The sequence below is a fragment of the Streptomyces sp. LS-MS-L19 genome (assembly GCF_058382285.1).
Map to the genome: position 1 here is coordinate 1,485,408 of NZ_JBYCLL010000001.1, position 22,463 is coordinate 1,507,870.

23 protein-coding genes are annotated in these 22,463 nt (G+C 72.3%); 16 read left to right on the plus strand and 7 right to left on the minus strand.

What is annotated here, in order from left to right; all coding sequences use genetic code 11:
- Window positions 1–81 precede the first annotated feature (81 nt).
- On the plus strand, window positions 82–771 hold the full coding sequence (locus AC2XR2_RS06405; RefSeq protein WP_491514543.1) for a class I SAM-dependent methyltransferase: 690 nt from the start codon (window positions 82–84) through the stop codon (window positions 769–771).
- A 1-nt stretch (window position 772) separates the two neighbouring features.
- Here the strand turns inward: AC2XR2_RS06405 and AC2XR2_RS06410 are convergent, their stop codons facing one another.
- Together AC2XR2_RS06410 and AC2XR2_RS06415 are read right to left on the minus strand one after the other, a co-directional pair.
- Window positions 773–1,147, minus strand: coding sequence for a fic family toxin-antitoxin system, toxin component (locus AC2XR2_RS06410; protein ID WP_330268374.1), 375 nt, complete (start codon window positions 1,145–1,147; stop codon window positions 773–775).
- On the minus strand, window positions 1,144–1,377 hold the full coding sequence (locus AC2XR2_RS06415) for an antitoxin (protein WP_330268373.1): 234 nt from the start codon (window positions 1,375–1,377) through the stop codon (window positions 1,144–1,146). The genes AC2XR2_RS06410 and AC2XR2_RS06415 overlap by 4 nt, the downstream gene beginning before the upstream one ends.
- Before the next feature lie 177 nt (window positions 1,378–1,554).
- Here AC2XR2_RS06415 and AC2XR2_RS06420 point away from each other — a divergent pair, with 177 nt between their 5' ends.
- The 10 genes from AC2XR2_RS06420 (at window position 1,555) to mug (ending at window position 12,192) form a co-directional block, all read left to right on the plus strand.
- Window positions 1,555–2,385: an ABC transporter ATP-binding protein gene (locus AC2XR2_RS06420; RefSeq protein ID WP_491514544.1), complete on the plus strand. Its 831-nt coding sequence runs from the start codon at window positions 1,555–1,557 to the stop codon at window positions 2,383–2,385.
- Window positions 2,386–2,389: 4 nt separating this feature from the next.
- On the plus strand, window positions 2,390–4,957 hold the full coding sequence (locus tag AC2XR2_RS06425) for an FtsX-like permease family protein (protein WP_491514545.1): 2,568 nt from the start codon (window positions 2,390–2,392) through the stop codon (window positions 4,955–4,957).
- Between the two features lie 49 nt (window positions 4,958–5,006).
- Window positions 5,007–5,936, plus strand: coding sequence for an LLM class F420-dependent oxidoreductase (locus AC2XR2_RS06430; protein ID WP_449348599.1), 930 nt, complete (start codon window positions 5,007–5,009; stop codon window positions 5,934–5,936).
- Between the two features lie 56 nt (window positions 5,937–5,992).
- Window positions 5,993–6,418, plus strand: coding sequence for a GNAT family N-acetyltransferase (locus AC2XR2_RS06435; RefSeq protein WP_330268369.1), 426 nt, complete (start codon window positions 5,993–5,995; stop codon window positions 6,416–6,418).
- 49 nt (window positions 6,419–6,467) lie between these two features.
- Window positions 6,468–7,934: a hemolysin family protein gene (locus tag AC2XR2_RS06440; RefSeq protein ID WP_491514546.1), complete on the plus strand. Its 1,467-nt coding sequence runs from the start codon at window positions 6,468–6,470 to the stop codon at window positions 7,932–7,934.
- Entirely contained in the window at window positions 7,931–8,944 is a 1,014-nt protein-coding gene (locus AC2XR2_RS06445) for a hemolysin family protein (protein ID WP_330268367.1), read from the plus strand. The genes AC2XR2_RS06440 and AC2XR2_RS06445 overlap by 4 nt, the downstream gene beginning before the upstream one ends.
- Before the next feature lie 68 nt (window positions 8,945–9,012).
- On the plus strand, window positions 9,013–9,786 hold the full coding sequence (locus AC2XR2_RS06450; RefSeq protein ID WP_381307111.1) for an SGNH/GDSL hydrolase family protein: 774 nt from the start codon (window positions 9,013–9,015) through the stop codon (window positions 9,784–9,786).
- Between the two features lie 6 nt (window positions 9,787–9,792).
- Window positions 9,793–10,134 (plus strand): DUF4326 domain-containing protein, encoded by a 342-nt coding sequence (locus AC2XR2_RS06455; RefSeq protein WP_449348596.1) that lies wholly within the window; start codon window positions 9,793–9,795, stop codon window positions 10,132–10,134.
- Window positions 10,135–10,193: 59 nt separating this feature from the next.
- Entirely contained in the window at window positions 10,194–11,630 is a 1,437-nt protein-coding gene (purB, locus tag AC2XR2_RS06460; protein ID WP_491514547.1) for an adenylosuccinate lyase, read from the plus strand.
- Window positions 11,631–11,643: 13 nt separating this feature from the next.
- The gene (mug, locus tag AC2XR2_RS06465) at window positions 11,644–12,192 is read left to right on the plus strand and encodes a G/U mismatch-specific DNA glycosylase (RefSeq protein WP_449348595.1); all 549 of its coding nucleotides are present in this window, start codon (window positions 11,644–11,646) and stop codon (window positions 12,190–12,192) included.
- A gap of 4 nt (window positions 12,193–12,196) precedes the next feature.
- Here mug and AC2XR2_RS06470 read toward each other — a convergent pair whose 3' ends face one another.
- The 3 genes from AC2XR2_RS06470 to AC2XR2_RS06480 are packed head-to-tail and all read right to left on the minus strand — an operon-like array spanning window position 12,197 to window position 14,364.
- Entirely contained in the window at window positions 12,197–12,643 is a 447-nt protein-coding gene (locus AC2XR2_RS06470; protein WP_381307102.1) for a hypothetical protein, read from the minus strand.
- A gap of 58 nt (window positions 12,644–12,701) precedes the next feature.
- On the minus strand, window positions 12,702–13,442 hold the full coding sequence (locus tag AC2XR2_RS06475) for an ABC transporter permease (protein WP_491514548.1): 741 nt from the start codon (window positions 13,440–13,442) through the stop codon (window positions 12,702–12,704).
- A gap of 1 nt (window position 13,443) precedes the next feature.
- Window positions 13,444–14,364, minus strand: a complete 921-nt coding sequence (locus tag AC2XR2_RS06480; protein ID WP_491514549.1) for an ABC transporter ATP-binding protein — start codon at window positions 14,362–14,364, stop codon at window positions 13,444–13,446.
- 108 nt (window positions 14,365–14,472) lie between these two features.
- Here AC2XR2_RS06480 and AC2XR2_RS06485 point away from each other — a divergent pair, with 108 nt between their 5' ends.
- The 3 genes from AC2XR2_RS06485 (at window position 14,473) to AC2XR2_RS06495 (ending at window position 17,634) form a co-directional block, all read left to right on the plus strand.
- Window positions 14,473–15,642, plus strand: a complete 1,170-nt coding sequence (locus AC2XR2_RS06485; RefSeq protein ID WP_491514550.1) for a sensor histidine kinase — start codon at window positions 14,473–14,475, stop codon at window positions 15,640–15,642.
- A gap of 14 nt (window positions 15,643–15,656) precedes the next feature.
- Window positions 15,657–16,319 (plus strand): response regulator transcription factor, encoded by a 663-nt coding sequence (locus AC2XR2_RS06490; protein WP_381307093.1) that lies wholly within the window; start codon window positions 15,657–15,659, stop codon window positions 16,317–16,319.
- 157 nt (window positions 16,320–16,476) lie between these two features.
- The gene (locus AC2XR2_RS06495) at window positions 16,477–17,634 is read left to right on the plus strand and encodes an ROK family transcriptional regulator (RefSeq protein WP_330268357.1); all 1,158 of its coding nucleotides are present in this window, start codon (window positions 16,477–16,479) and stop codon (window positions 17,632–17,634) included.
- 60 nt (window positions 17,635–17,694) lie between these two features.
- Here the strand turns inward: AC2XR2_RS06495 and AC2XR2_RS06500 are convergent, their stop codons facing one another.
- Together AC2XR2_RS06500 and AC2XR2_RS06505 are read right to left on the minus strand one after the other, a co-directional pair.
- On the minus strand, window positions 17,695–18,456 hold the full coding sequence (locus AC2XR2_RS06500) for a GntR family transcriptional regulator (RefSeq protein WP_381300725.1): 762 nt from the start codon (window positions 18,454–18,456) through the stop codon (window positions 17,695–17,697).
- 239 nt (window positions 18,457–18,695) lie between these two features.
- Complete coding sequence (locus AC2XR2_RS06505; protein WP_381300726.1) at window positions 18,696–19,580, minus strand: RNA polymerase sigma-70 factor; 885 nt, start codon at window positions 19,578–19,580, stop codon at window positions 18,696–18,698.
- A 154-nt stretch (window positions 19,581–19,734) separates the two neighbouring features.
- On the opposite strand from AC2XR2_RS06505, the gene AC2XR2_RS06510 reads away from it, so the two are divergent.
- Window positions 19,735–20,565 carry an alpha/beta fold hydrolase gene (locus AC2XR2_RS06510; protein WP_330268354.1) on the plus strand — a complete coding sequence of 277 codons (831 nt, stop codon included), beginning with the start codon at window positions 19,735–19,737 and terminating at the stop codon, window positions 20,563–20,565.
- A 260-nt stretch (window positions 20,566–20,825) separates the two neighbouring features.
- Window positions 20,826–22,412, plus strand: coding sequence for an alkaline phosphatase D family protein (locus tag AC2XR2_RS06515; protein WP_491514551.1), 1,587 nt, complete (start codon window positions 20,826–20,828; stop codon window positions 22,410–22,412).
- Window positions 22,413–22,463: the final 51 nt, after the last annotated feature.

The window sequence follows — 22,463 nt, forward strand, 5'->3', positions numbered from 1 at the left end:
GCGGCACCGCGATCCGGGGGTGCGTCGGGGGCCCACGGGGGACAATCGCGGTAGGACCCGTCCTCGGCGAGGGAGGCTGTCATGCCGCTACGGTCCGCCGGCACCGGCAAGGTGTCCCGGGATCCCGTCCACCACCCGCTCTTCGCCCGGTACTACGCGCGGGTCAGCGTCGCCGCCGAGACCAGGATGGGCATGGCCGGCGTGCGGGAGCGGTTGCTCGCCGGCCTGTCCGGGCGGGTGATCGAGATCGGCGCGGGCAACGGTCTGAACTTCGCGCACTACCCGGGCACGGTCTCCGAGGTCGTGGCCATCGAACCGGAGCGCCGGCTGCGGCAGTTGGCGGTGGAGTCCGCGCTGCGCTCGGAGGTGCCGGTCGACGTGGTGCCCGGCGCCGCGGAGGCGCTGCCGGTCAAGAGCGAGGCCTTCGACGCCGTGGTGATCTCGCTGGTGCTGTGCAGTGTGCGCGATGTGCCGCGCGCGCTGGGCGAGGTACGGCGGGTGCTGCGGCCGGGCGGGACCGTGCGGTTCTTCGAGCACGGCAGCGGCGGCGGCCCCGCGATGCGCTTCACCCAGCGCGCCCTGGACCGCACGGTGTGGCCGCCGCTGAGCGGCGGCTGCCATCTGGGCCGGGACCCGGTCGGGGCGCTGCGGGACGCCGGGTTCGAACTGGGCCCTTATCGGCGGGTGTTGATGCCGGAGAAGGGGCCGACGCTGCCCACGTCCTTCTGTGTGCTGGGCACCGCGTGGCGGCCCTCGCCGGCGGACGGCTGATTCACAGGGTCCATTTCCTCAGCTCACGCGCGATGTCGTGCACCGACGCCTCGCCCTTCTTGGCCACCTTGGCGAGATCACGGACGAGCACCGGCGAGGTGACGACCCTGAGGCCGCTCGCGACGAGGTAGGCGTAGGCGACCGCGCAGGCGAAGAGCGCGTTGGTGCGCTCCAGGGCCGGGACGTGGATGAGGAGTTGCAGCAGCGCGGCGGCGCGCAGATGCGGGTTGTCATAGACGGGGATGTCGAAGATCTCGGCCTGGTGCCGTGCCACGGCAGCGACCAGAGCGCCCCAGTCGGTGACCTGGGGGTCACCCGGGGTCTTCTGCTCGGCGAGCATGAGCAGCCAGGCGAGATCGATGTGCAGATCGCTCAACGACCCTCGTCTTCCTTGCCGTCCTTGCCGAACTCCTCCGCGAAGACGGATTCGTACTGCTTCATGAAGTCGGCCGCGGCCTCGACGAAGGTCTGGCCGGCCTCCCCGCTGTCCTTCATGACCAGCTCCTCGATGTAGCGGTTGACGCTCACGCCGCGGGCGAGGGCACGTTCACGGGCGGCGCGGGCGGTGCCCTCGTCCACCCGCACGTTCAACTGAGTCTTCGCCATACCTAGAAGCTAGCGCCGATGCGCTAGCACTGGCAAGAGGCGTCCGGCACGGACAGGAGGATGCCCTTTACACGGGGTGCCCCTTACACCGGTGTCAGGGGCCCGACCTGGGAGGGAGGGCGCCTCGGCCGGAAGGGGGATATCGGGTGTGGGGCGGATCACATTACCCTCGGCCCCATGGCCACTGCTGCGGAGGACGCCCTCGACACCGCTCCGACCGAAGGGATCGCGGCCCGCGCCCGCGGTCTGACCAAGGCGTACGGCTCCGGCGAGACGGCCGTGCTCGCGCTGGACGCGGTGGACGTGGACATCGCGCGCGGTCGCTTCACCGCGGTCATGGGGCCCTCGGGTTCCGGAAAGTCCACGTTGATGCACTGCCTGGCGGGGCTCGACACCGTCTCGGCCGGACAGGTGTGGCTCGGCGACACCGAGATCACGGGACTGAAGGAACGCGAGCTGACCCGACTGCGCCGGGACCGGATCGGGTTCATGTTCCAGTCGTTCAATCTGATCCCCACGCTGAACGCGGCCGAGAACATCACCCTGCCCATGGACATCGCGGGCAAGAAGCCCGACGAGAAGTGGCTGGACCAGGTCATCGACACCCTGGGGCTGCGGGACCGCCTCAAGCACCGTCCCTCGCAGCTGTCCGGCGGTCAGCAGCAGCGGGTCGCGTGCGCCCGGGCGCTGGTCTCCCGGCCCGAGCTGATCTTCGCCGACGAACCGACCGGCAACCTCGACTCGCGGGCGGGCCTGGAGGTGCTCGGCTTCCTGCGCGAGGCCGTCGACCAGCTCGGGCAGACGGTCGTGATGGTCACCCACGACCCCGGCGCCGCCGCCCACTCCGACCTGGTGCTCTTCCTCGGGGACGGACGGATCGTGGACGGTATGGAGCGGCCCTCGGCGGAGGCGGTGCTGGAGCGCATGAAGCGGTTCGACGTGATCCGGAGTCAGGTCGCGCCCGGCGACGACAGCGGCTCGGGCGACGTGCCCCTCGGCAAGGACTGAACCCGTGCTGAAGGCGACGCTCCGCAGTTTCCTCGCCCACAAGGGGCGGCTGCTGCTCTCCGCGCTGGCCGTCGTCCTGTCCGTGGCGTTCGTCTCGGGCAGCCTGATCTTCTCCGACACCCTGAGCCGCACCTTCGACCGGCTCTTCGCCTCGTCCGCGCCCGACCTCACCGTCAGCCCGAAGGAAGACCTCAAGGAGGCCATCCCGTCCGGGACCACGGCCACCCTGCCGGCCGCGCTCGCGGACCGGGTGGCCCGGGTCGACGGGGTAGCCGCCGCGCGCTTCGACGCCGAGGACGACGGGATCACCGTCGCCGACTCCGAGAACGAGTCGGTGGGCTCCACCACCGGCGCCCCCACCATCGGCACCGACTGGAACCCGACCTCGCGCAGCCCCGTCGAGCTCACCTCGGGTCACGCGCCGCACGGCGCCGGCGAGGCCCTGCTCGACTCGGAGACCGCGGACCGCAAGGACCTGCGCATCGGCGACCCGCTCACCGTGATCGCGGGCCCCGGCTCGTTCAAGGTGCGGATCGTCGGCATCGTCACCTTCACCACCACCAACCCCGGTGCCTCGCTGCTGTTCCTGGACCCGCCGACCGCGCAGACGAAGCTGCTCGGCTCCGCCTCCGCCGCCACCACCATCTCCGTGGACGCCGCCGAGGGGGTGAGCAACGACCAGCTCAAGCAGCGGGTGGCCGCCGCGCTCGGCACGGGCAGCTACGAGTACCGGACCGCCGAGGAACAGGCGAAGTCGGACATCGACCAACTGGGCGGATTCCTCGACGTCATCAAGTACGTGATGCTGGGATTCGCCGGGATCGCGGTCCTGGTCGGTGTCTTCCTCATCGTCAACACCTTCTCGATGCTGATCGCCCAACGCACCCGCGAACTGGGCCTGTTGCGCGCCCTGGGCGCCGACCGGCGCCAGGTCCGCCGCTCGGTGCTCACCGAGGCCACCCTGCTCGGCCTGGTCGCCTCGACGGTCGGCCTGGGCGCGGGCATCGGGCTGGCGCTCGGCCTCATCGCCCTGATGAACGCCTTCGGCATGAACATCGACTCGGGCGAGATGGTGGTCGGTTGGGGCACCCCCGTGGCCGCGTACGTCGTCGGCGTGGGCGTCACCTTCGTCGCGGCCTATCTCCCGGCCCGGCGGGCGGCGGGCGTCTCCCCCATGGCGGCCCTCTCGGACGCCGAGATCGCCGGGATCGGACGGCCGCTGAAGGTCCGCGCGATCGTGGGCGGCCTGGTGGGCGCGGCGGGCGCCGCCGCACTCGTCGGGTGCGTGCTCTCGTCGAGGACGGCGACGGCGGCCTCCCTGCTCGGCCTCGGTGTGGTCCTGACGCTCCTGGCGACCGTGATCGCGGGGCCGCTCCTGGTGCGGCCGGTGATCCGGGTGCTGGGCGGAGCCTTCCCGGCCCTGTTCGGCCCGGTCGGACGGATGAGCCAGCGCAACGCCCTGCGCAACCCCCGCCGCACCGGCGCCACCGCGGCCGCCCTCATGGTCGGCCTCGCCCTGGTCGGCGGGATGTCGGTGGCCAGCGCCTCCATGTCCAAGTCCTTCGACGACCAGATCGACAAGACCCTGGGCGCCGACTTCGTCGTGCAGAACGGCAACTTCCTGCCGTTCCCGCAGGAGGTCACGGACGCGGTCCGCAAGACCGAGGGCGCCGGTCTCGTCGTACGGTCGAGGTTCGCGCCGATCGCCGTACGCCTGCCGGACGGCAAGCGGGTCGAGACGACCGCCGCCGGCTACGACCCGCAGCTCGACGAGGTCGCCCACATCACCTACGCGCGGGGCGGCACCGCGGCCGCGCTCGCGCCCGGGCATCTGGGCATGGACGTCGACTTCGCGCGCGACCACGGCGTGAAGGTCGGCAGCAAGGTGCCCGTCGAGTTCCAGGGCGGGCGCCGGACCGAGTTGACCGTGGGCGCCCTCACCGACCAGGACCAGGCGGACGGGTTCGGGACGCAGGGCGGGATCTACTTCGGCCTCGACACGCTGGAGCGGTTCGCCCCGGGCGGCCAGGAGTCCGCGCTGTACGTCAACGCCGCCTCCGGCACGAGCGCCGACCGGCTGCGCGCGGACCTGGAGAAGACCCTCGACCCGTATCCGCAGGTCCAGGTCCGCGACCTCGCCGACTACAAGGACCTGGTGCACGACCAGATCGCGGTCCTGCTGTATCTCGTGTACGCGCTGCTCGGCCTGGCGATCGTCATCGCGGTGCTCGGCGTGGTCAACACGCTCGCCCTGTCGGTCGTGGAGCGCACCCGGGAGATCGGGCTGCTGCGCGCCATCGGGCTCGCCCGGCGTCAGCTGCGCCGGATGATCCGCCTGGAGTCGGTGGTCATCGCGGTGTTCGGCGCGGTGCTGGGACTGGCGCTCGGGCTGGTGTGGGGGGTGTGCACCCAACAGGTGCTGGCGCTCCAGGGCATGAACGCGCTGGCGATCCCCTGGGGCACGATCGTGGCGGTGGTCGTCGGTTCCGCGGTGGTGGGCATCGTCGCCGCGCTGCTGCCGGCGTTGCGCGCGTCGCGCATGAACGTACTGGCGGCGATCGCGCACGAATGATGGAATCGCGGGGCAGACAACTCAAGTCGCTTGCAGCTGAGGAGAGTTCATGCCCCCCACCGTTCAGCCCCTCGGGTCGCGTGCCGCCCGGTCCCGCCCCTTCCGCTTCGCCGTCAACCTGACCGCCGCCGCCACCGACGAGGACTGGCGCTCCAAGTGCCGACGGGCCGAGGAACTCGGGTACGACGTGATCCTGGTCCCGGACCACCTCGGCAAGGTAGCGCCCTTCCCGGCGCTGGTCGCGGCGGCGGAGGTCACCGAGCGGCCGCGCCTGGGCACCTTCGTCCTCAACGCGGGCTTCTGGAACCCGGCGTTGCTCGCCCGTGAGGTGGCCACGGTGGACGCCCTCACCGGTGGCCGTCTCGAACTCGGCCTGGGCACGGGCTATGTGCAGTCCGAGCACGACCGGGCGGGGCTGCCCTTCGGCTCGCCCGGCGAGCGGGTCGACCATCTCCGGCACCTCATCGAGGAGTTGGAGCGGCTGCTGTCGGCGGAGGACCATGTGCCGCGGCCGGTGCAGCGGCCCCGGGTGCCGTTGCTGATCGGCGGGATCGGCAACCGGATGCTGCGACTGTCCGCCGAGCACGCCGACATCGCGGCCTTCACCGGGGCGACCCTGGTGCCGGGGAACACGACCGGCAAGCTGATCCCGACCACCGCCGAGCAGCTCGACGAACGGGTCGCGAGGTATGCGGAACTGGCCGCGGGCCGCAAGGAACCGGCCGAGTTGAACCTGCTCATCCAGACGGTGGTCGTCACCGACGACCGTGAGGCGGTGGCCACCCCGTTCCTGCACCGGGTGCCGGACCTGACCCTCCAGCAGGCCCTGGAGCTGCCCATCATGCTCATCGGCACGGTCGAACAGATCGTCGCGCAGGTCCTGGCCCAGCGCGAGCGGTACGGCTTCACCTATCTGACGGTCCTGGAGGCGTCCATGGAGGCCTTCGCGCCGGTGATGGCGCAGGTGCGGGGGCGGTAGCCGTCCGCATGGTGGAAACCCGGGTGCCGGCCGGTCCCGCGTGATGGGATCGCCGTATGACCGACCTGCGGATACGGGCCGCGACGCCCGACGACCTCGACACCGTGCTGGCGTTCTGGAAGCAGGCCGCCGAGGGCACGAGCATCAGCGACGACCGGGACGGCGTGGAGCGGCTGGTGTCCCGCGACCCCGAGGCACTGATCCTCGCCGAGCTCGACGGCGAACTGGTCGGCACGGTGATCGCCGGCTTCGACGGCTGGCGGTGCCATCTGTACCGGCTCGCGGTGCACCCCGGGCGCCGGCGGCGCGGCATCGGGTCGGCGCTGCTCACCGCCGCGGAGGAACGCTTCGTACGGCTCGGCGGGCGCCGCGGGGACGCGATGGTGCTGGTGCGCAACGAAACGGCGCAGCACGCTTGGCGCGCCGCGGGGTATGCGCCCGAGGAAAAGTGGCGGCGCTGGGTGAAGCCTTTCGCCGGCTAGGACGGGCGATCCTGGGGACCCTGTCCGATCATGGGACGGAGGTGACCCGATGACCGAAGTGCTCCTCCTGCTGGTGGCGATCCTGCTCTCGCTGGCCTGCGGTGCCTTCGTGGCCGCGGAGTTCTCGCTGACCACGGTCGAGCGCGGAGAGCTGGAAGGCGCGGTGGAGCGCGGCGAGCGGGGTGCGTCCGGTGCCCTGAAGGCCGTACGGAATCTGACGTTCCAGCTGTCCGGGGCGCAGCTCGGGATCACCGTCACCAACCTGGTCGTCGGCATGCTCGCCGAGCCGTCGATCGCGGCGCTGATCGCCGGGCCGCTGGAGTCGCTCGGGATCTCGGAGTCCACGTCGAGGTCGCTGGCCCTGGTGCTGGGCACCGCGCTGTCGACCGTCTTCCTGATGGTGGTCGGCGAGCTGGTGCCGAAGAACTGGGCGATCTCCTCCCCGCTGGCGGTGGCCAAACGGGTGGGCACCGCGCAGAGCTGGTTCAGCGCGACCTTCCGCCCCTTCATCACGCATCTCAACAACACCGCCAACCGGGTCGTACGGCTCTTCGGCCTGGAGCCCGCCGAGGAGCTGGCCTCGGCGCGCGGGCCGCAGGAGCTGGCCGCGCTCGCCCGGCACTCCGCACGCGAGGGCGCGCTGGAGGCGGACACCGCCGAGCTGTTCGTGCGCACGCTGAACCTCGCCGACCTGACCGCGGAGAACGTGATGACCCCGCGCGTGCAGGTGGTCGCCCTCGACGTCCAGGCGACCTGCGAGGACGTGGCGAACGTGACGCGCGCGACCGGGCTGTCCCGGTTCCCCGTGTACCGCGGCAGCCTGGACTCGGTGGTGGGCATCGCGCACATCAAGGACGTCCTCGCGGTGCCGGCCGAGCGGCGGCCCCGGGCCTCCGTCGCCGAGCTGCTGCGGGAGCCGCTGCTGGTGCCCGAGTCGCTCACCGTGGACCGGCTGCTGGACCGGCTGTCCGGCAAGCGCACGATGGCGGTCGTCATCGACGAGTACGGCGGGACCGCGGGCGTGGCCACGCTGGAGGACATCGTGGAGGAGGTCGTCGGCGAGGTGCGGGACGAGCACGATCCGCACGAGACACCGGACCTCGCGCCCGCCGGTACCGACGACGAGGGCAGGGGGCTGTTCCACGCGGACGGCTCGGCCCGGACGGACCAGCTCGCGCGCGTGGGGCTGCGGCCGCCCGAGGGGCCGTACGAGACGCTGGCCGGGCTGATCGCGACCGAGCTCGGGCGGATCCCGGCGGTCGGTGACTCGGTCGAGGTCGTCGGCTGGCGGCTGGACGTGGTGGACGCGCAGGGGCGGCGGGCCGCACGGGTGCTGCTGCACGCACCGCCGACCGACGCGTCCGGGGAGTACGAAGAGGGCCGGGAGTCCGGAGAGCACCGGGATTCCAGGGAGAGCCGGGACGCCAGGGAGAGCCGGGAATCCGGGAAGGGCCGGGAAGCCGGGAAGGGTCCGGAAGCCGGGAAGGGTCCGGAAGCCGGGGAGGGGGCCGAATGACCGTCGTCCAGTTGTTGATCGGTCTGGCGACCCTCGTCGTCAACGCCTTCTTCGTGGGCGCCGAGTTCGCGCTGATCTCGGTGCGGCGCAGCCAGATCGAGACGTACGCCGAGCAGGGCGACCGGCGGGCGAAGAGCGTGCTGTGGGGTCTTGAGCACGTCTCCGCGCTGATGGCGGCGGCGCAGCTCGGGATCACCCTGTGCACGCTGGTCCTGGGTGTGGTCGCGGAGCCGGCGATCGCGCATCTGCTGGAGCCGGTGTTCCACGCGGTCGGCGTTCCGAAGGGCGCGGGGCACGCGGTGTCCTTCGTGATCGCGCTGACGCTGGCGACCTATCTGCACATGCTGCTCGGCGAGATGGTCCCGAAGAACATCGCGCTCGCCGAGCCGGTGCGCAGCGCCCTGCTGCTGGGCCCGCCGCTGGTCGCGCTGGCGCGGGGACTGCGCCCGGTGATCTTCGCGGTCAACGCCTTCGCCAACGCCCTGCTGAAGCTGCTGCGCGTGGAGACCAGGAACGAGGTCGCGGCGACCTTCTCGGACGCCGAGCTGGCCCGGATCGTCCGGGACTCCGGCGAGGCGGGGCTGATCGACGAACGGGCGCGGGAGCGGCTGCACGACGCGCTGGAACTGGGGCGGCGACCGGTGCGGGACGTGGTGATGCCGCTGGAACGGGTCGTCTACGCGCGCGTGGGCGTCACCCCGGAGCAGCTGGAGGCGCTGTCGGCCGAGTCCGGGTTCTCGCGCTTCCCGGTGGTGGACGAGGGCCGGCGCATCGTCGGCTATCTGCACGTCAAGGACGCGTTGGACGCCATGCCCCGGGACCTGCGGTTCCCGGTGCGCGACATGCGCCCGATCGCCCGGATCCGGGAGAGCACGCCGCTGGACGACGTCCTGACGGCGATGCGGCGCAGCCGGACGCACCTGGCGGCGGTGCTGGGCGCGGACGGCCGGCTGGCGGGCCTGGTGACGATGGAGGACGTGCTGCGGGAGCTGTTCGGCCGACAGGTGTGAGGGGCGGGTCGGGATCGCCGAGGGCGACCGACCGTCGGGTATGTGCACCGGATACCATTTCTTCCGCCATGCAGACGAATCCCACTTACTCCAGCCTGGTCGCGGTCGGCGACTCCTTCACCGAGGGCATGTCGGACCTGCTCCCGGACGGCTCCTACCGGGGCTGGGCCGACCTCCTCGCCGGCCGGATGGCGGCCGTGACGCCCGGCTTCCGCTACGCCAACCTCGCGGTGCGCGGCAAGCTGATCCAGCAGATCGTCGAGGAGCAGGTCGACGTGGCCGCGGCGATGCAGGCGGACGTGATCACGCTGGTGGGCGGGCTCAACGACACCCTGCGGCCCAAGTGCGACATGGTCCGGGTGCGCGATCTGCTGACGGAAGCCGTGGAGCGGCTCGCGCCGTCCTGCAAGCAGCTCGTCCTGATGCGCAGCCCCGGCCGCCAGGGCCCGGTCCTGGAGCGTTTCCGGCCGCGCATGGAGGAGCTGTTCGAGGTCGTCGACGAGCTGGCGTCCCGGCACGGGGCCGTGGTCGTCGACCTGTACGGCGCGGCGTCGCTCTCCGACCCCCGGATGTGGGACGTGGACCGGCTGCACCTGACGGCCGAGGGCCACGTCCGGGTCGCGGAGGCCGTGTGGCAGACCCTCGGCTACGACCCCGAGGACACGGAGTGGCGTACCCCGCTGCCGGCCACGGTGCCGCCGAAGTGGCTGGCCCGCCGGATCGCGGACGTCCGCTTCACCCGGCAGCACCTCCTGCCCTGGATCGGCCGGCGCCTGACGGGCCGCTCCTCGGGCGACGGCCTGCCGCCGAAGCGTCCCGACCTGCTGCCCTACGAGCGGTAGGACCCCGTGCACACGCGCGTGGTCAACGTCCGGGGCCGGCTGCACGAGTACGGCCCCCGGCTGGAACACGCGCCCGCCGACCTCGTCTACGTCGGCCGCCGCTGGACGATGGGCGGCTGGGACCTGCCGAGACACCCGCTCCACAACCCCTTCGCCTACGACACCGCCACGCGCCGTCGGGACGGCACGCGGGCCGAGGTGATGGCGAAGTACCGGGCGTATCTGCTGGAGCGGCCGGATCTGCTCGCTCTGCTGCCCGGGCTGCGCGGCAGGGCGCTGGCCTGCTGGTGCGCGCCCGAGCCGTGCCACGCCGATGTCCTGGCGGAGCTCGCGGACCGGCTCTCGTAGCTTCCGACGAACGGGGCCCCGGCGCTGGCCTGCACGAATCGCCAGTAGAATCTGCACACGTGACTCCCGCCAAGCCCCGCATCCCGAACGTTCTCGCCGGCCGCTACGCCTCCGCCGAGCTCGCCACGCTCTGGTCGCCCGAGCAGAAGGTGAGGCTGGAGCGTCAGCTCTGGCTCGCCGTGCTGCGGGCCCAGAAGGACCTCGGGATCGAGGTGCCGGAGCAGGCGCTCGCGGACTACGAGCGGGTCCTCGACACCGTCGACCTGGCGTCGATCGCCGAGCGTGAGAAGGTCACGCGGCACGACGTGAAGGCGCGGATCGAGGAGTTCAACGACCTCGCCGGGCACGAGCAGGTCCACAAGGGCATGACCTCCCGTGACCTCACGGAGAACGTCGAGCAGCTCCAGATCCGGCTCTCCCTGGAGCTGATCCGCGACCGCAGCGTGGCCGTCCTGGCCCGCCTCGGCAAGCTGGCGGGCGAGTACGGCGAGCTGGTCATGGCCGGCCGCTCGCACAACGTCGCCGCCCAGGCCACCACCCTCGGCAAGCGCTTCGCGACGGCGGCCGACGAGCTGCTCGTGGCGTACGGCCGGGTCGAGGAACTCCTCGCCCGTTACCCGCTGCGCGGCATCAAGGGCCCGGTCGGCACCGCGCAGGACATGCTGGACCTGCTGGGTGGGGACGCGTCGAAGCTGGCCGAGCTGGAGGACCGGATCGCGGGCCACCTGGGCTTCTCGCGGGCGTTCACCTCGGTCGGCCAGGTCTACCCGCGCTCGCTGGACTACGAGGTCGTCACCGCGCTGGTGCAGCTGGCCGCGGCCCCCTCCTCGCTCGCCAAGACGATCCGGCTGATGGCCGGGCACGAGCTGGTCACCGAGGGCTTCAAGCCCGGTCAGGTCGGCTCCTCGGCGATGCCGCACAAGATGAACACGCGGTCCTGCGAGCGCGTGAACGGCCTCATGGTCATCCTGCGCGGCTACGCGTCGATGACGGGCGAGCTGGCGGGCGACCAGTGGAACGAGGGCGACGTGTCGTGCTCGGTGGTGCGCCGGGTCGCGCTGCCGGACGCGTTCTTCGCGCTGGACGGCCTCCTGGAGACCTTCCTCACCGTGCTCGACGAGTTCGGCGCCTTCCCGGCCGTCGTGGCCCGCGAGCTGGACCGCTACCTGCCGTTCCTCGCCACCACCAAGGTGCTGATGGGCGCGGTGCGCGCGGGCGTCGGCCGTGAGGTCGCGCACGAGGCGATCAAGGAGAACGCGGTCGCCTCCGCGCTCGCGATGCGCGAGCAGGGTGCCGAGCGCAACGAACTCCTCGACAAGCTGGCCGCCGACGAGCGCATCCCGCTCGACCGCGCCCAGCTCGACGAGCTGATGGCCGACAAGCTGTCCTTCACGGGTGCCGCGGCCGACCAGGTCGCCGTCGTGGTCGGCCGGATCGAGGAGATCGTCAAGCAGCACCCGGCGGCCGCGGGGTACACGCCGGGGGCGATCCTCTGACACGCTCCTCGTCATGACGCGCTTCACCCCCGAGGAGTTGGAGGCCGCCCGCGACCGGCTCGTGCCGGACGTGGTCGCGGACGGTCTCCGCGTGCTGTTCTGCGGCATCAACCCCGGGCTGATGACGGCGGCCACGGGCCATCACTTCGCCCGTCCCGGAAACCGGTTCTGGCCGGTGCTGCATCTGTCCGGGTTCACGCCGCGGCTCCTGAAGCCGTCGGAGCAGGGGGAGTTGCTGTCGTACGGGCTCGGGATCACCAATGTGGTGGCCAGGGCGTCCGCGCGGGCCGACGAGCTGAGCGCGGAGGAGTACCGCGAGGGCGGGCGTCTGCTGGCGGCGAAGGTGGCCCGGCTCAAGCCGCGTTGGCTGGCCGTGGTGGGGGTGACGGCGTATCGCGCGGCCTTCGACGACCGCAAGGCACAGGTGGGGCCGCAGGAGCGGACCATCGGGGACACGCGCGTGTGGGTGCTGCCGAATCCGAGCGGCCTCAACGCGCACTGGACGGCGGCGACGATGGCGGAGGAGTTCGCCCGGCTGCGGGTGGCGGCGGAGGACGCCTAGCCGGTCAGACCGGGTCGATGTCGGAGGCCACCGCGAGCACGTGGATCTCGTCGGACGCGTCCCGGTAGGCCACTCCGAGGGCTATCCAGCGGTCCGACCCGGGAGGCTGCCACAGGCTCAGATCGTCCGTCAGGATGCTCGTCAGGCGCCACGGCTCGGGTATCTCCTCGCCGCGTTCGAGACGCGCCGTCAGCGTGCACATCCCCCAGGGCTCGTGCTGTCGGCCCCAGCGGTCGTCCAACTCCTGGGCTATACGGCTCTTGAGGGCGTAGAAGTCCCCCACGGCCGCCATGCGCGGCGCCGCGTCGCCGTCCCGCAGACCATGGCTCACCTCTAACGACTCGACGCGGTAACCGGGTCCCGACCGGTAGGCGCCCGACTCGCCGTCCGCCGCGGTCAGATCGCGGACGCACAGCGAGTCGATCGCGGCGCGGTACTTCGCACTGTCCATGTGATCCAGTAAAGCGCTCGCCACTGACAATTGGCGGGGCGTCAGGGGACTCGTGGGGTCAGGCGTCCCTGCGGCGTATGCTCCAGGCCCCCGCGGCGACGGCCGCCGCCGTCCACAGGGCGGTCACCCCGAGTCCGGTCCACGGCCCGAGGGTGCCGTCGGGGCTCTCGTACAGCACGCTCTGGCCCGCCCGGTCGGGCAGGAAGTCCACTGCGGTCCCCGCCGCGTCCCCGATCACGAACGACACGACGAGGATGAACGGGATGATGAGGGAGAGCGCGCCCGCACCACTGCGCAACAGGGCCGTGATCCCCGCCGCGAACAGCGCCATCAGCGTGAGGTAGAGGGCACAGCCGACCACACCGCGTACCTGCTCGCCCGGGGAGAGACCGCTCGCCGCGTCGCCGAGTCCGGCCCGGGCCACGAGGAGCGCGGCGAACGCGGTGACCAGTCCGACGACCAGGGTCGGCACGGCGATCGCCACCAGCTTCGCCGCGAACCAGCGCCCGCGCCGCGGCACCGCGGCCAGTGTCAGCCGGAGCCCACCCCCGTGGAACTCCGAGGACACCGCCATGGCGCCGAAGGAGATGGCGGCGATCTGGCCCGGCGCGACCCCGGACAGCGCCATGAACAGCGGGTCGAACTCGGGGTCGGAGGTCTCGGAGACCCCGGCGATCGCGGAGAACGCGGTGGTCGCGGCGAACAGGGCGAGCAGCGCGCCGAGGAGCGAGCGGAGGGTACGGATCTTCAGCCACTCGGAGTGGAGGACGGGCGCGAAGGAAGTGGACGGGGACGGCATGTCAGGCCTCCTGCGGCTGTGCGGTGAACTCTGTCTCGGTGGCCGTGAGATCAAGGTAGGCGTCCTCCAAGGTGCCTTCCTGCGGGGCCAGTTCGAGGATCGGTACGCGCGCCGCGGAGACGATGGCGCCGATCTCCTCCACGCGTGCGTGCTGCACGCTCCAGTGCCCGTCCTCGTGCTGGACGGCGTCATGGCCGTGCCGGGCCAGGGCCTCCGTGAGCGCGGTGGGGTCGGTCGTGCGGATCCGCACGCTCGGCTGCACACGCGCGTGGATGAAGCTCCGCATCGGGGTGTCGGCGAGGAGGCGGCCCCGGCCGAGGACGACGAGGTGGTCGGCGAAGGACGCGGTCTCGTTCATGAGGTGGCTGGAGACCAGGACCGTGCGTCCCTCGCCGGCCAGCCGGCGCAGCAACTCGCGGATCCAGATGATGCCTTCGGGGTCGAGTCCGTTCGAGGGCTCGTCGAGCATGACCACCGGAGGGTCGCCGAGCAGCGCGGCGGCGATGCCGAGCCGTTGCCTCATGCCCAGGGAGTACGTCCGCACCCGGCGTCGGGCGGCCGACGCCAGTCCCGTCGCCTCCAGCACCTCGTCGACCCGGTGGCCGGGGATGCGGTTGCTCGTCGCCAGCGTGCGCAGGTGGTCGCGGCCGGTGCGGGAGCCGTGCGCGGCCTGGGCGTCGAGCAGCGCGCCCACGTGGCGCAGGGGTTCGGCAAGGGCCGTGTACGGGCGGCCACCGATCGTCGCCGTGCCGGAGGTGGGCCGGTCGAGGCCGAGGACGAGCCGCATGGTGGTGGACTTCCCGGCACCGTTGGGACCGAGGAAGCCGGTGACCCGGCCCGGGAGGACCCGGAAGGTGAGGTCGTCCACGGCGCGTCGGCTGCCGAACTCCTTGGTGAGGGACTGGACTTCGATGCTGGTCATGGCAGCAGCCTGGCCGGTGCGGCAGGGCGGGGGCCTCCCCCGCGCGTGGAGATCGTCTCCCCCGTGCGGGGGAGGGCTGCTGTCAGTGGCGGCTGGCACGATGGCCGAATGGTCCGCTTGCTGCGCCCGTTCGGTCGGGCGGTGACGTACACACGGTGGCTGCATCTGTTCATCGCCACCGTGTGGCCGGCCATGTGGATGTTCGTCGAGGAGGCGTGGTGGACCTGGCTGGTGGCGGCCGCGACGCTCGCGCCCGTCGGGCTGGTGCCCGCGATGCGCACCGTGGAGGGGTTGCAGGCCAGGCTCCTGCTGACGGGGCATCGGCACGACAGTGAGAGCCTCGCCATCGTCGTCGCCCCGTCCGCTTCCTGGGGCGACCGGGGCCGGCTCGTGGTGTGGCTGGAGACGCGGCTGCTGCTCGGCTACGCGACGGCGTTCCTCTCCGTCCAGCTGCTGACCAGCACGGTGGACCTGGTGGCGTCGGCGTTCGGCCGGGACGTGGACGAAGGCGTGCTCGTCGTGCTCGACGGCCACCAGTGGTGGCACGTCCTGCTCGCGCCGCTCTCCCTGGCCGCGCTGGCGGCGACCGTCCTCGGCGCGGGCCGTCTCGTCACCGCGCTCGCGCTGCGGCTGCTGGGCCCCTCCCCCGCCGACCGCCTCGCCGCCCTGGAGGAACGCACCGAGCAGCTCCTGGAGCGCACCCGCATCGCGCGCGAGCTGCACGATTCGATAGGCCACGCCCTGACCGTCGCCGTGGTCCAGGCGGGAGCGGCCCGCGCGGCGGACGACCCCGCCTTCACGGAGCGCGCCCTGAGCGCCATCGAGGAGACGGGCCGGGCCGCGCTGGAGGACCTGGAGCGGGTGCTGGGCGTCCTGCGCGAGTCCGGGCGGCCGGTGAGCGGCCGTCCGACGCTGACGGAGTCCGACCGGCTGCTGGAGTCGGCCCGCGCGTCCGGCGCGAAGGTGGACGCCGAGGTCACCGGGCCGCTGGACACCGTGCCGGGCCCGGTCTCGCGCGAGGGCTACCGCATCCTCCAGGAGTCGCTCACCAATGTGCTGCGGCACGCGGGTGCCGTCCCGGTCCGGGTCCGGGTCGAGGTCACGCACGAGACACTCGCCCTCGAGGTCCGCAATCCCCTGACGGCCGACGTGCCCGGCCCCGGCCGGGGCAGCGGCCTGCGGGGCATACGTGAGCGCGCGGCCCTGCTCGGCGGCCGCGCGCACACCGGCCCCGACCAGGGCGACTGGCAGGTGCATGTCGAGCTGCCGCTGCGCTGATCTAGGCTGACCGGATGCCGGTCACCGTTCTCCTCGTCGACGACGAACCCCTCGTACGCGCCGGTCTGCGGGCCGTGCTGGAGGCGCAGCCCGACATCGAGGTGGTCGGTGAGGCGGCCGACGGGGCGGCGGTGATCCCTCTCGTACGGCAGCTGCGGCCCGACGTGGTCGCCATGGACGTACGGATGCCGCTGCTGGACGGGATCGAGGCCACGCGCGCGGTGCTGCGGACCGTCGAGGAGCCGCCGAAGATCCTGGTGGTGACGACGTTCGAGAACGACGAGTACGTGTACGAGGCGCTGCGGGCCGGCGCCGACGGGTTCCTGCTGAAGCGGGCCCGGCCCGCCGAGATCGTGCACGCGGTGCGGCTGGTGGCCGAGGGCGAGTCGCTGCTGTTCCCGGCGTCCGTACGGCAGCTCGCCGCCCGGTACGGGGACGACGGCGGCAACCGGGCGGCCCGCGCGGCGATGGAACGGGCCCGGTTGACCGACCGGGAGGCGGAGGTGCTGCGGCTGATGGCGCGCGGGCTGTCCAACGCGGAGATCGCCGAGCGGATGATCGTCGGCACGGAGACCGTGAAGTCGCACGTGAGCGGGGTGCTGGCGAAGCTGGGGGCGCGCGATCGCACACAGGCCGTGATCGCGGCGTACGAATCGGGGTTCGTGGCACCGGGCTGAACACAGGTCGAGAGGGGCATGACCTCAGGGGCCGCGCAGCGCCGCGCGAGCGGTCAGGACGTCGCCCCGGACGAAAAACGGCCGAGCGCCCGGCGCAACCCGGCCGAGCGGCCTGTACGATCCGCCCCAACACGCGCACGAGCTGGGAGGACGGACGTTGGGGCGGCTGACCGGCGGGGATCCCTCGCTGCTGCGGAGGATCAATTCCGCGGTGGTGCTGCACGCGCTGCGTGCCACGGACTGCGCGACGCTGACCGAGATCACCCGGGTGACGGGCCTGTCCCGGCCGACGGTCGAGGGGGTCGTCGAGGGGCTCATCGAGGGCGGCCTGGTGGTCGAGAAGGCGGCGGACGAGAGCGTCGCCCGGCGCCAGGGGCGGCCCGCGCGGCGGTTCCGGTTCCGGGCCGAGGCGGGCCATCTGCTGGGCCTCGACATCGGGCCGCACCGGGTGGCCGCGCTCCTGTCCGACCTCGACGGCCGGGTGCTCGGAGCGGTGGCCAAGGACGTCGACGAGACGGCGTCCGCCGACGAACGCCTGGAGCGGCTGCGCACCGCGGTCGCCGAACTGCTGCGCAGGGCCGGGGTCGCGCGCGACTCGCTGTGGGCCGTGGGGGTCGCCTCGCCGGGCATCGTGGAGGCGGACGGCACGATACGGCTGTGCGCCGCGCTGCCGGAGTGGACGGGCCTGCGCCTCGGGGAACGGCTCAGCCGCTCCTTCAAGTGCCCGGTGCTCGTCGAGAACGACGCCAACGCGGCCACCGTCGCCGAGCACTGGAAGGGCGCCGCCACCGAGTCCGACGACGTGGTGTTCGTGCTGGCCGGGCTGAGCCCGGGCGCGGGCTCGCTGATCGGCGGTCGGCTGCACCGGGGGTACGGCGGGGCGGCCGGCGAGATCGGCGCGCTGCACCTGCTGGGCCGCGAGGTCACCCCTGAGACCCTGCTGTCGACCACGGACGAACCCCTGCACCCGCTCGACGAACAGGCGGTCGCGGAAGTCTTCGCACAGGCCCGTGAGGGTGACCAGCGGGCCCGGGCGGCCGTGGACCGCTTCATCCAGCGGCTCGTCCACGACGTGGCCGCACTCGTCCTGGCCGTCGACCCGGAACTCGTCGTGGTCGGCGGCTGGGCCGCCGGTCTGGACGGCGTACTGGAGCCGCTGCGGCGCGAGTTGGCCCGCTACTGCCTGCGCCCGCCGAAGGTGACGCTGTCGCTCCTCGGGGAGGCCGCCGTGGCCACCGGCGCGCTGCGGCTCGCCCTCGACCATGTGGAGGAGCAGCTGTTCGCGGTGGAGGGCACGGTGACCGCGCGGCGCTGAGCGCGCCCGGACGTCATGCGGCGGTGCCCCGGACGAGGGTCCGGGGCACCGCCGTACGGCTCAGGAGGCCTGTCGCTCCGGCCCCTCGTGGATCTCCACCGCTCCGGAGTCGCCGAAGGTCAGCCGGCAGGTGTCGGCGCGGTAGGTGGCCACCGAGACGGCGGCGGTGCGGCCCCCGGCCAGGTAGCGGGTGGTGACGACGAGCACCGGGGCGCCGGGCAGGCGGTCCAGTTCCTTGGCGTCGTCCGCACGGGCCGAGCCGAGCTCGACCGCGTTCTCCCGGCTGTCCAGCTCCAGCCGCTGGAGTTCGCGCAGCACGGCACGCGCGCGTGCGGCGCCCGACGGCGCGTCTATGGCGGAGAGTTCCGGCACGGAGGCCTCGGGGATGTAGAGCAGTTCGGCGGCGACTGGCTGGCCGTGGGTCACCCGGGAGCGGCGCACGATGTGCACCGGCTGCTCGCGGACGGTCTCCAGGGCGTCGGCCACGGCGGCGGGCGGCACCGCCTCGGCGCAGTCGACGGTCTGCCAGTCGTCACCGGCGGCCCCGGGCCACGCCTGCTGCTCGGTGCCGACGGCCACGCCCACGCGCGGCGGCGCCACGGTCGTCCCGACACCGCGGCGGCGCTGCAGCCTGCCCTCCAGCTCCAGTTGCTCCAGGGCCTGCCGGAGCGTGGCGCGGGCGACGCCGAAGCGGGCGGCGAGATCGCGCTCGTTGGGCAGGATCTCGCCCACGGAGAATTCGGAGTCCAGTGCCTCACTGAGCACGGTCTTGAGGTGCCAGTACTTCGGTTCCGGCACCGATTCGAGCTGCGTGGTCCCCACCCTTGCCTCCGCAATCGCCGTGGTCCGGCGGCGTTTTAGCGCCCTTGTTTATTAAAGGTTGTTGCACTTCTCTGCGACCATAGGGCGGCCCCCACCCTTGGTCAAGACCAATCCTCGATCCTCGGACCAACTCCCGTGCACGGTGCCGTGAACGTTCACGCGCCGTTCGCGCGGAAGCGTGTCCGTGACGGCACGGCAAAGCCCCCGTCATGAACGGGGGCCTCGTCGTGCACGGACCGTCAGATGTCCATCAGGGAGTGCAGCTTGTCGGGGTTGCGGATGATGTAGACGGACTGGATACGACCGTCGACGATCTCGAGCTGGAACACCGAGTCGGGCTTGCCGCCGGACAGGGCGATCGCGGCCGGTCCGCCGTTGAGCTCCAGGAAGCGCCAGGTGAGGTCCTGGACGCCCTTCTCGGCGACGCCGACGATGAAGCGGCCCACGTGGTCGGCGGACTCCAGCACCCGCAGCGGCGCCTTGGTCTTGCCGCCGCTGTCCCCGACGAGCCGTACGTCCGGCGCCAGCAGTGACATCAGTGCCTCCAGGTCGCCGCCGCCCGCGGCGACGAGGAAACGCTCCGTCAGGTCCCGGCGCTTGACCGGGTCGACCTCGTAGCGCGGCCGTCGCTCGTCGACGTGCTTGCGGGCCCGCCCGGCGAGCTGGCGTACGGCGGGCTCGCCGCGGTCGAGCATGGCGGCGATCTCGGCGTAGGGGTAGCCGAAGGCCTCCCGGAGGACGAAGACCGCCCGCTCCAGCGGTGACAGCGACTCCATCACGACCAGGACGGCGAGGGAGACCGAGTCCGCGAGGACGGCCTGCTCGGCGGTGTCGGGCACGGTGTCCCCGAAATCGGTGACATAGGGCTCGGGCAGCCACGGGCCGACGTAGGTCTCCCCGCGCGCCTTGACCTGCCGCAGCCGGTCGATCGCCAGGCGCGTGGTGACGCGGACCAGGTAGGCGCGCGGTTCGCGCACCTCGCTGCGGTCCGCCGCCGACCAGCGCAGCCAGGCTTCCTGCACCACGTCCTCGGCGTCGCTGACGCGTCCGAGCATGCGGTAGGCGACGCCCAGGAGGACGGGACGGTGTTCTTCGAAGACATCGGTTCCGGTGTCAGTGGCCACGGGTTCATCCCAACCCACCCGCAGGTCGGTGTCCAGGCGATATCGAAGCGGCACCGGCAGGGTCTACCCGCGAGTAGCAATTGCTGACAAGCTGTCTACGGCCTGACCGCCGTGCGTTCCCGCCCAGCCCGTGAGTCGCCGTCAAGGAGCCTTCATGTCCACCACCGTCTCCTTCAAAGTCCCCTCACCCGGGGGGCCGCAGCCCGTGACCGTCTCCTACGCGCGCGTGGGCCGCGGGGAGCCGCTGCTCCTGCTGCACGGCATAGGTCACCACCGGCAGGCCTGGGACCCGGTGGTGGACATCCTCGCGACGGAGCGCGACGTGATCTCCGTGGACCTGCCCGGCTTCGGCGCCTCGCCCGGACTGCCGGAGGGACTCGCGTACGACCTGGCCACGACGACGAAGGTGTTCGGGGCGTTCTGCGAGGCACTGGAACTGGACCGTCCGCATGTGGCGGGCAACTCCCTGGGCGGTCTGCTGGCCCTGGAGCTGGGCCGCGAGAAGCTCGTACGGTCCGTCACCGCCCTGTCCCCCGCGGGGTTCTGGTCGCAGGCCGAACGGCGGTACGCGTTCGGCGTACTGCTCGCGATGCGGCACATCGCCCGGCGGCTGCCCCTGCCGCTGGTCGAGCGGCTGTCGCGCACCGCGGCCGGCCGCACGATGCTGACCAGCACGATCTACGCCCGTCCCGGCCTGCGCGCTCCCGAGGCCGTGGTGGCCGAGACGCTGGCCCTCGCGCTGGCCACCGGCTTCGACGAGACGCTGCGGGCCGGTACCGCCGTCCAGTTCACCGAGGACGTCCCCGGACTGCCGGTGACCGTGGCCTGGGGCACCAGGGACATGCTGCTCGTGCGCCGCCAGGGTGTGCGGGCCAAGCGGATCATCCCCAAGGCCCGTCTCGTACGGCTGCCCGGGTGCGGCCACTGCCCGATGAACGACGACCCGGCCCTGGTGGCCCGCGTCATCCTGGACGGCAGCCGCTGAGCGCTCTCCGGGAGGACGTGCGTCCGACGGGCGGGACCGGGCGGCGATCGACCACGCCGTACCTCTGAAGCAGCTGCGGCAGCAGAGCTCGGTACCTCTGGACATCCGACGCGGGCCCGGCCGTGAGCGACCGTGCTTTTCGCACACGGGTTCCCTTGTTCCCGCGGTCGGTTGTTCACTTCCGGTTTCCGTACGCGCTGCGGCGCCCCAGTAGTTGTGGCTGCGCACACTGTCCGGATCCCGTCCCTGGAGGCGCCTCCATGTCACACCGTCCGCTCCCCGGACGCCGCAGCGTTCTGCGCGGCTCCCTCGCCGCGTCGGCGGCCCTCACCCTGCCCGCGGCGGCCGGAGCCGCGCCGGCCTTCGCCCTCTCCGGGCGCCCAGGGGCGGGCTGGGGCGTCCAGACGGGAGACGTGACCTCCGACTCCGGTCTGGTCTGGGTGCGTTCCGACCGCCCGGCCCGGATGATCGTGGAGACGTCGGCGACCGAGTCGTTCCGCAACCCGCGCCGGTGGCACGGCCCGCTGCTCGGCCCGGACACCGACTTCACCGGTACGACCCGGCTGCGCGGGCTGCCGTCGGGCGAGCAGATCCACTACCGGGTGCTGCTGGCCGACCCGGACGACCCGCGCCGCACCGGAGAGCCGGTCGCGGGCACGTTCCGCACGGTGTCCGGCAAACGGAGGGACGGCATGCGGTTCCTGTGGTCCGGCGACCTCGCGGGCCAGGGCTGGGGCATCAACCCCGACTTCGGCGGCTACACGATCTACCGGGCGATGGCGGGGCTCGACCCCGACTTCTTCCTGTGCAGCGGCGACAACATCTACGCCGACGGTCCGATCGCGGCGACCGCCGCCCTGCCCGACGGCGGCACCTGGCGGAACATCACCACCGAGGAGAAGTCCAAGGTCGCCGAGACGCTGGCCGAGTTCCGCGGCAACTTCCGCTACAACCTGCTCGACCACAACCTCAGGGCGTTCAACGCGCAGGTCCCGTCCATCATCCAGTGGGACGACCACGAGGTCCGCAACAACTGGTACCCGGGCCAGACGATCATCGACTCCGACACGCGCTACACCGAGAAGCGTGTCGACGTGCTGGCGGGCCGGGCCCGGCGCGCGTTCAGCGAGTACTTCCCCCTCTCCACGCTCCGCCCGGGCGCGCGGGACGGCCGGGTCCACCGGGTGCTGCACCAGGGCCCGCTGCTCGACGTGTTCGTGCTGGACATGCGGACGTACCGCAACGCCAACTCGCCCGACGACCAGACGGTGGACCCGCAGGGCATCCTCGGCCGGGAACAGCTGGAGTGGCTCAAGCGCGAGCTGGCGTGCTCGCGGGCGGTGTGGAAGGTGATCGCCTCCGACATGCCGCTCGGCCTGGTCGTGCCCGACGCCACGGAGGGCAAGCCGAACATCGAGGCGGTGGCCCAGGGCGACCCGGGGGCGCCGCTCGGGCGTGAGCTCCAGATCGCCGAGCTGCTGCGGTACATCAAGCACCGCCGGATCACCGGCACGGTGTGGCTGACCGCCGACGTCCACCACACCTCGGCGCAGCACTACCAGCCCTCGCGAGCCGCGTTCACCGACTTCGAGCCGTTCTGGGAGTTCGTCTCGGGGCCGCTGAACGCGGGCGCCTTCCCGGCGAGCGCACTCGACAACACCTTCGGACCGGAGCGGGTGTTCGTGAAGGCGCCGACCGCCTCGAACGTCTCCCCCGCGGGCGGCTACCAGTTCTTCGGCGAGGTCGACATCGACGGCCACAGCGGCGAGCTGACGGTACGCCTGCGCGAGGCGGACGGCACCGTGCTGTTCACCCAGGTCCTCCAGCCGGGCCGGGTGGGCCAGTAACTCCCGTACCCTCGACGGCGGGTCGCGCATCGGCGTCATCCCCCGGTGCGC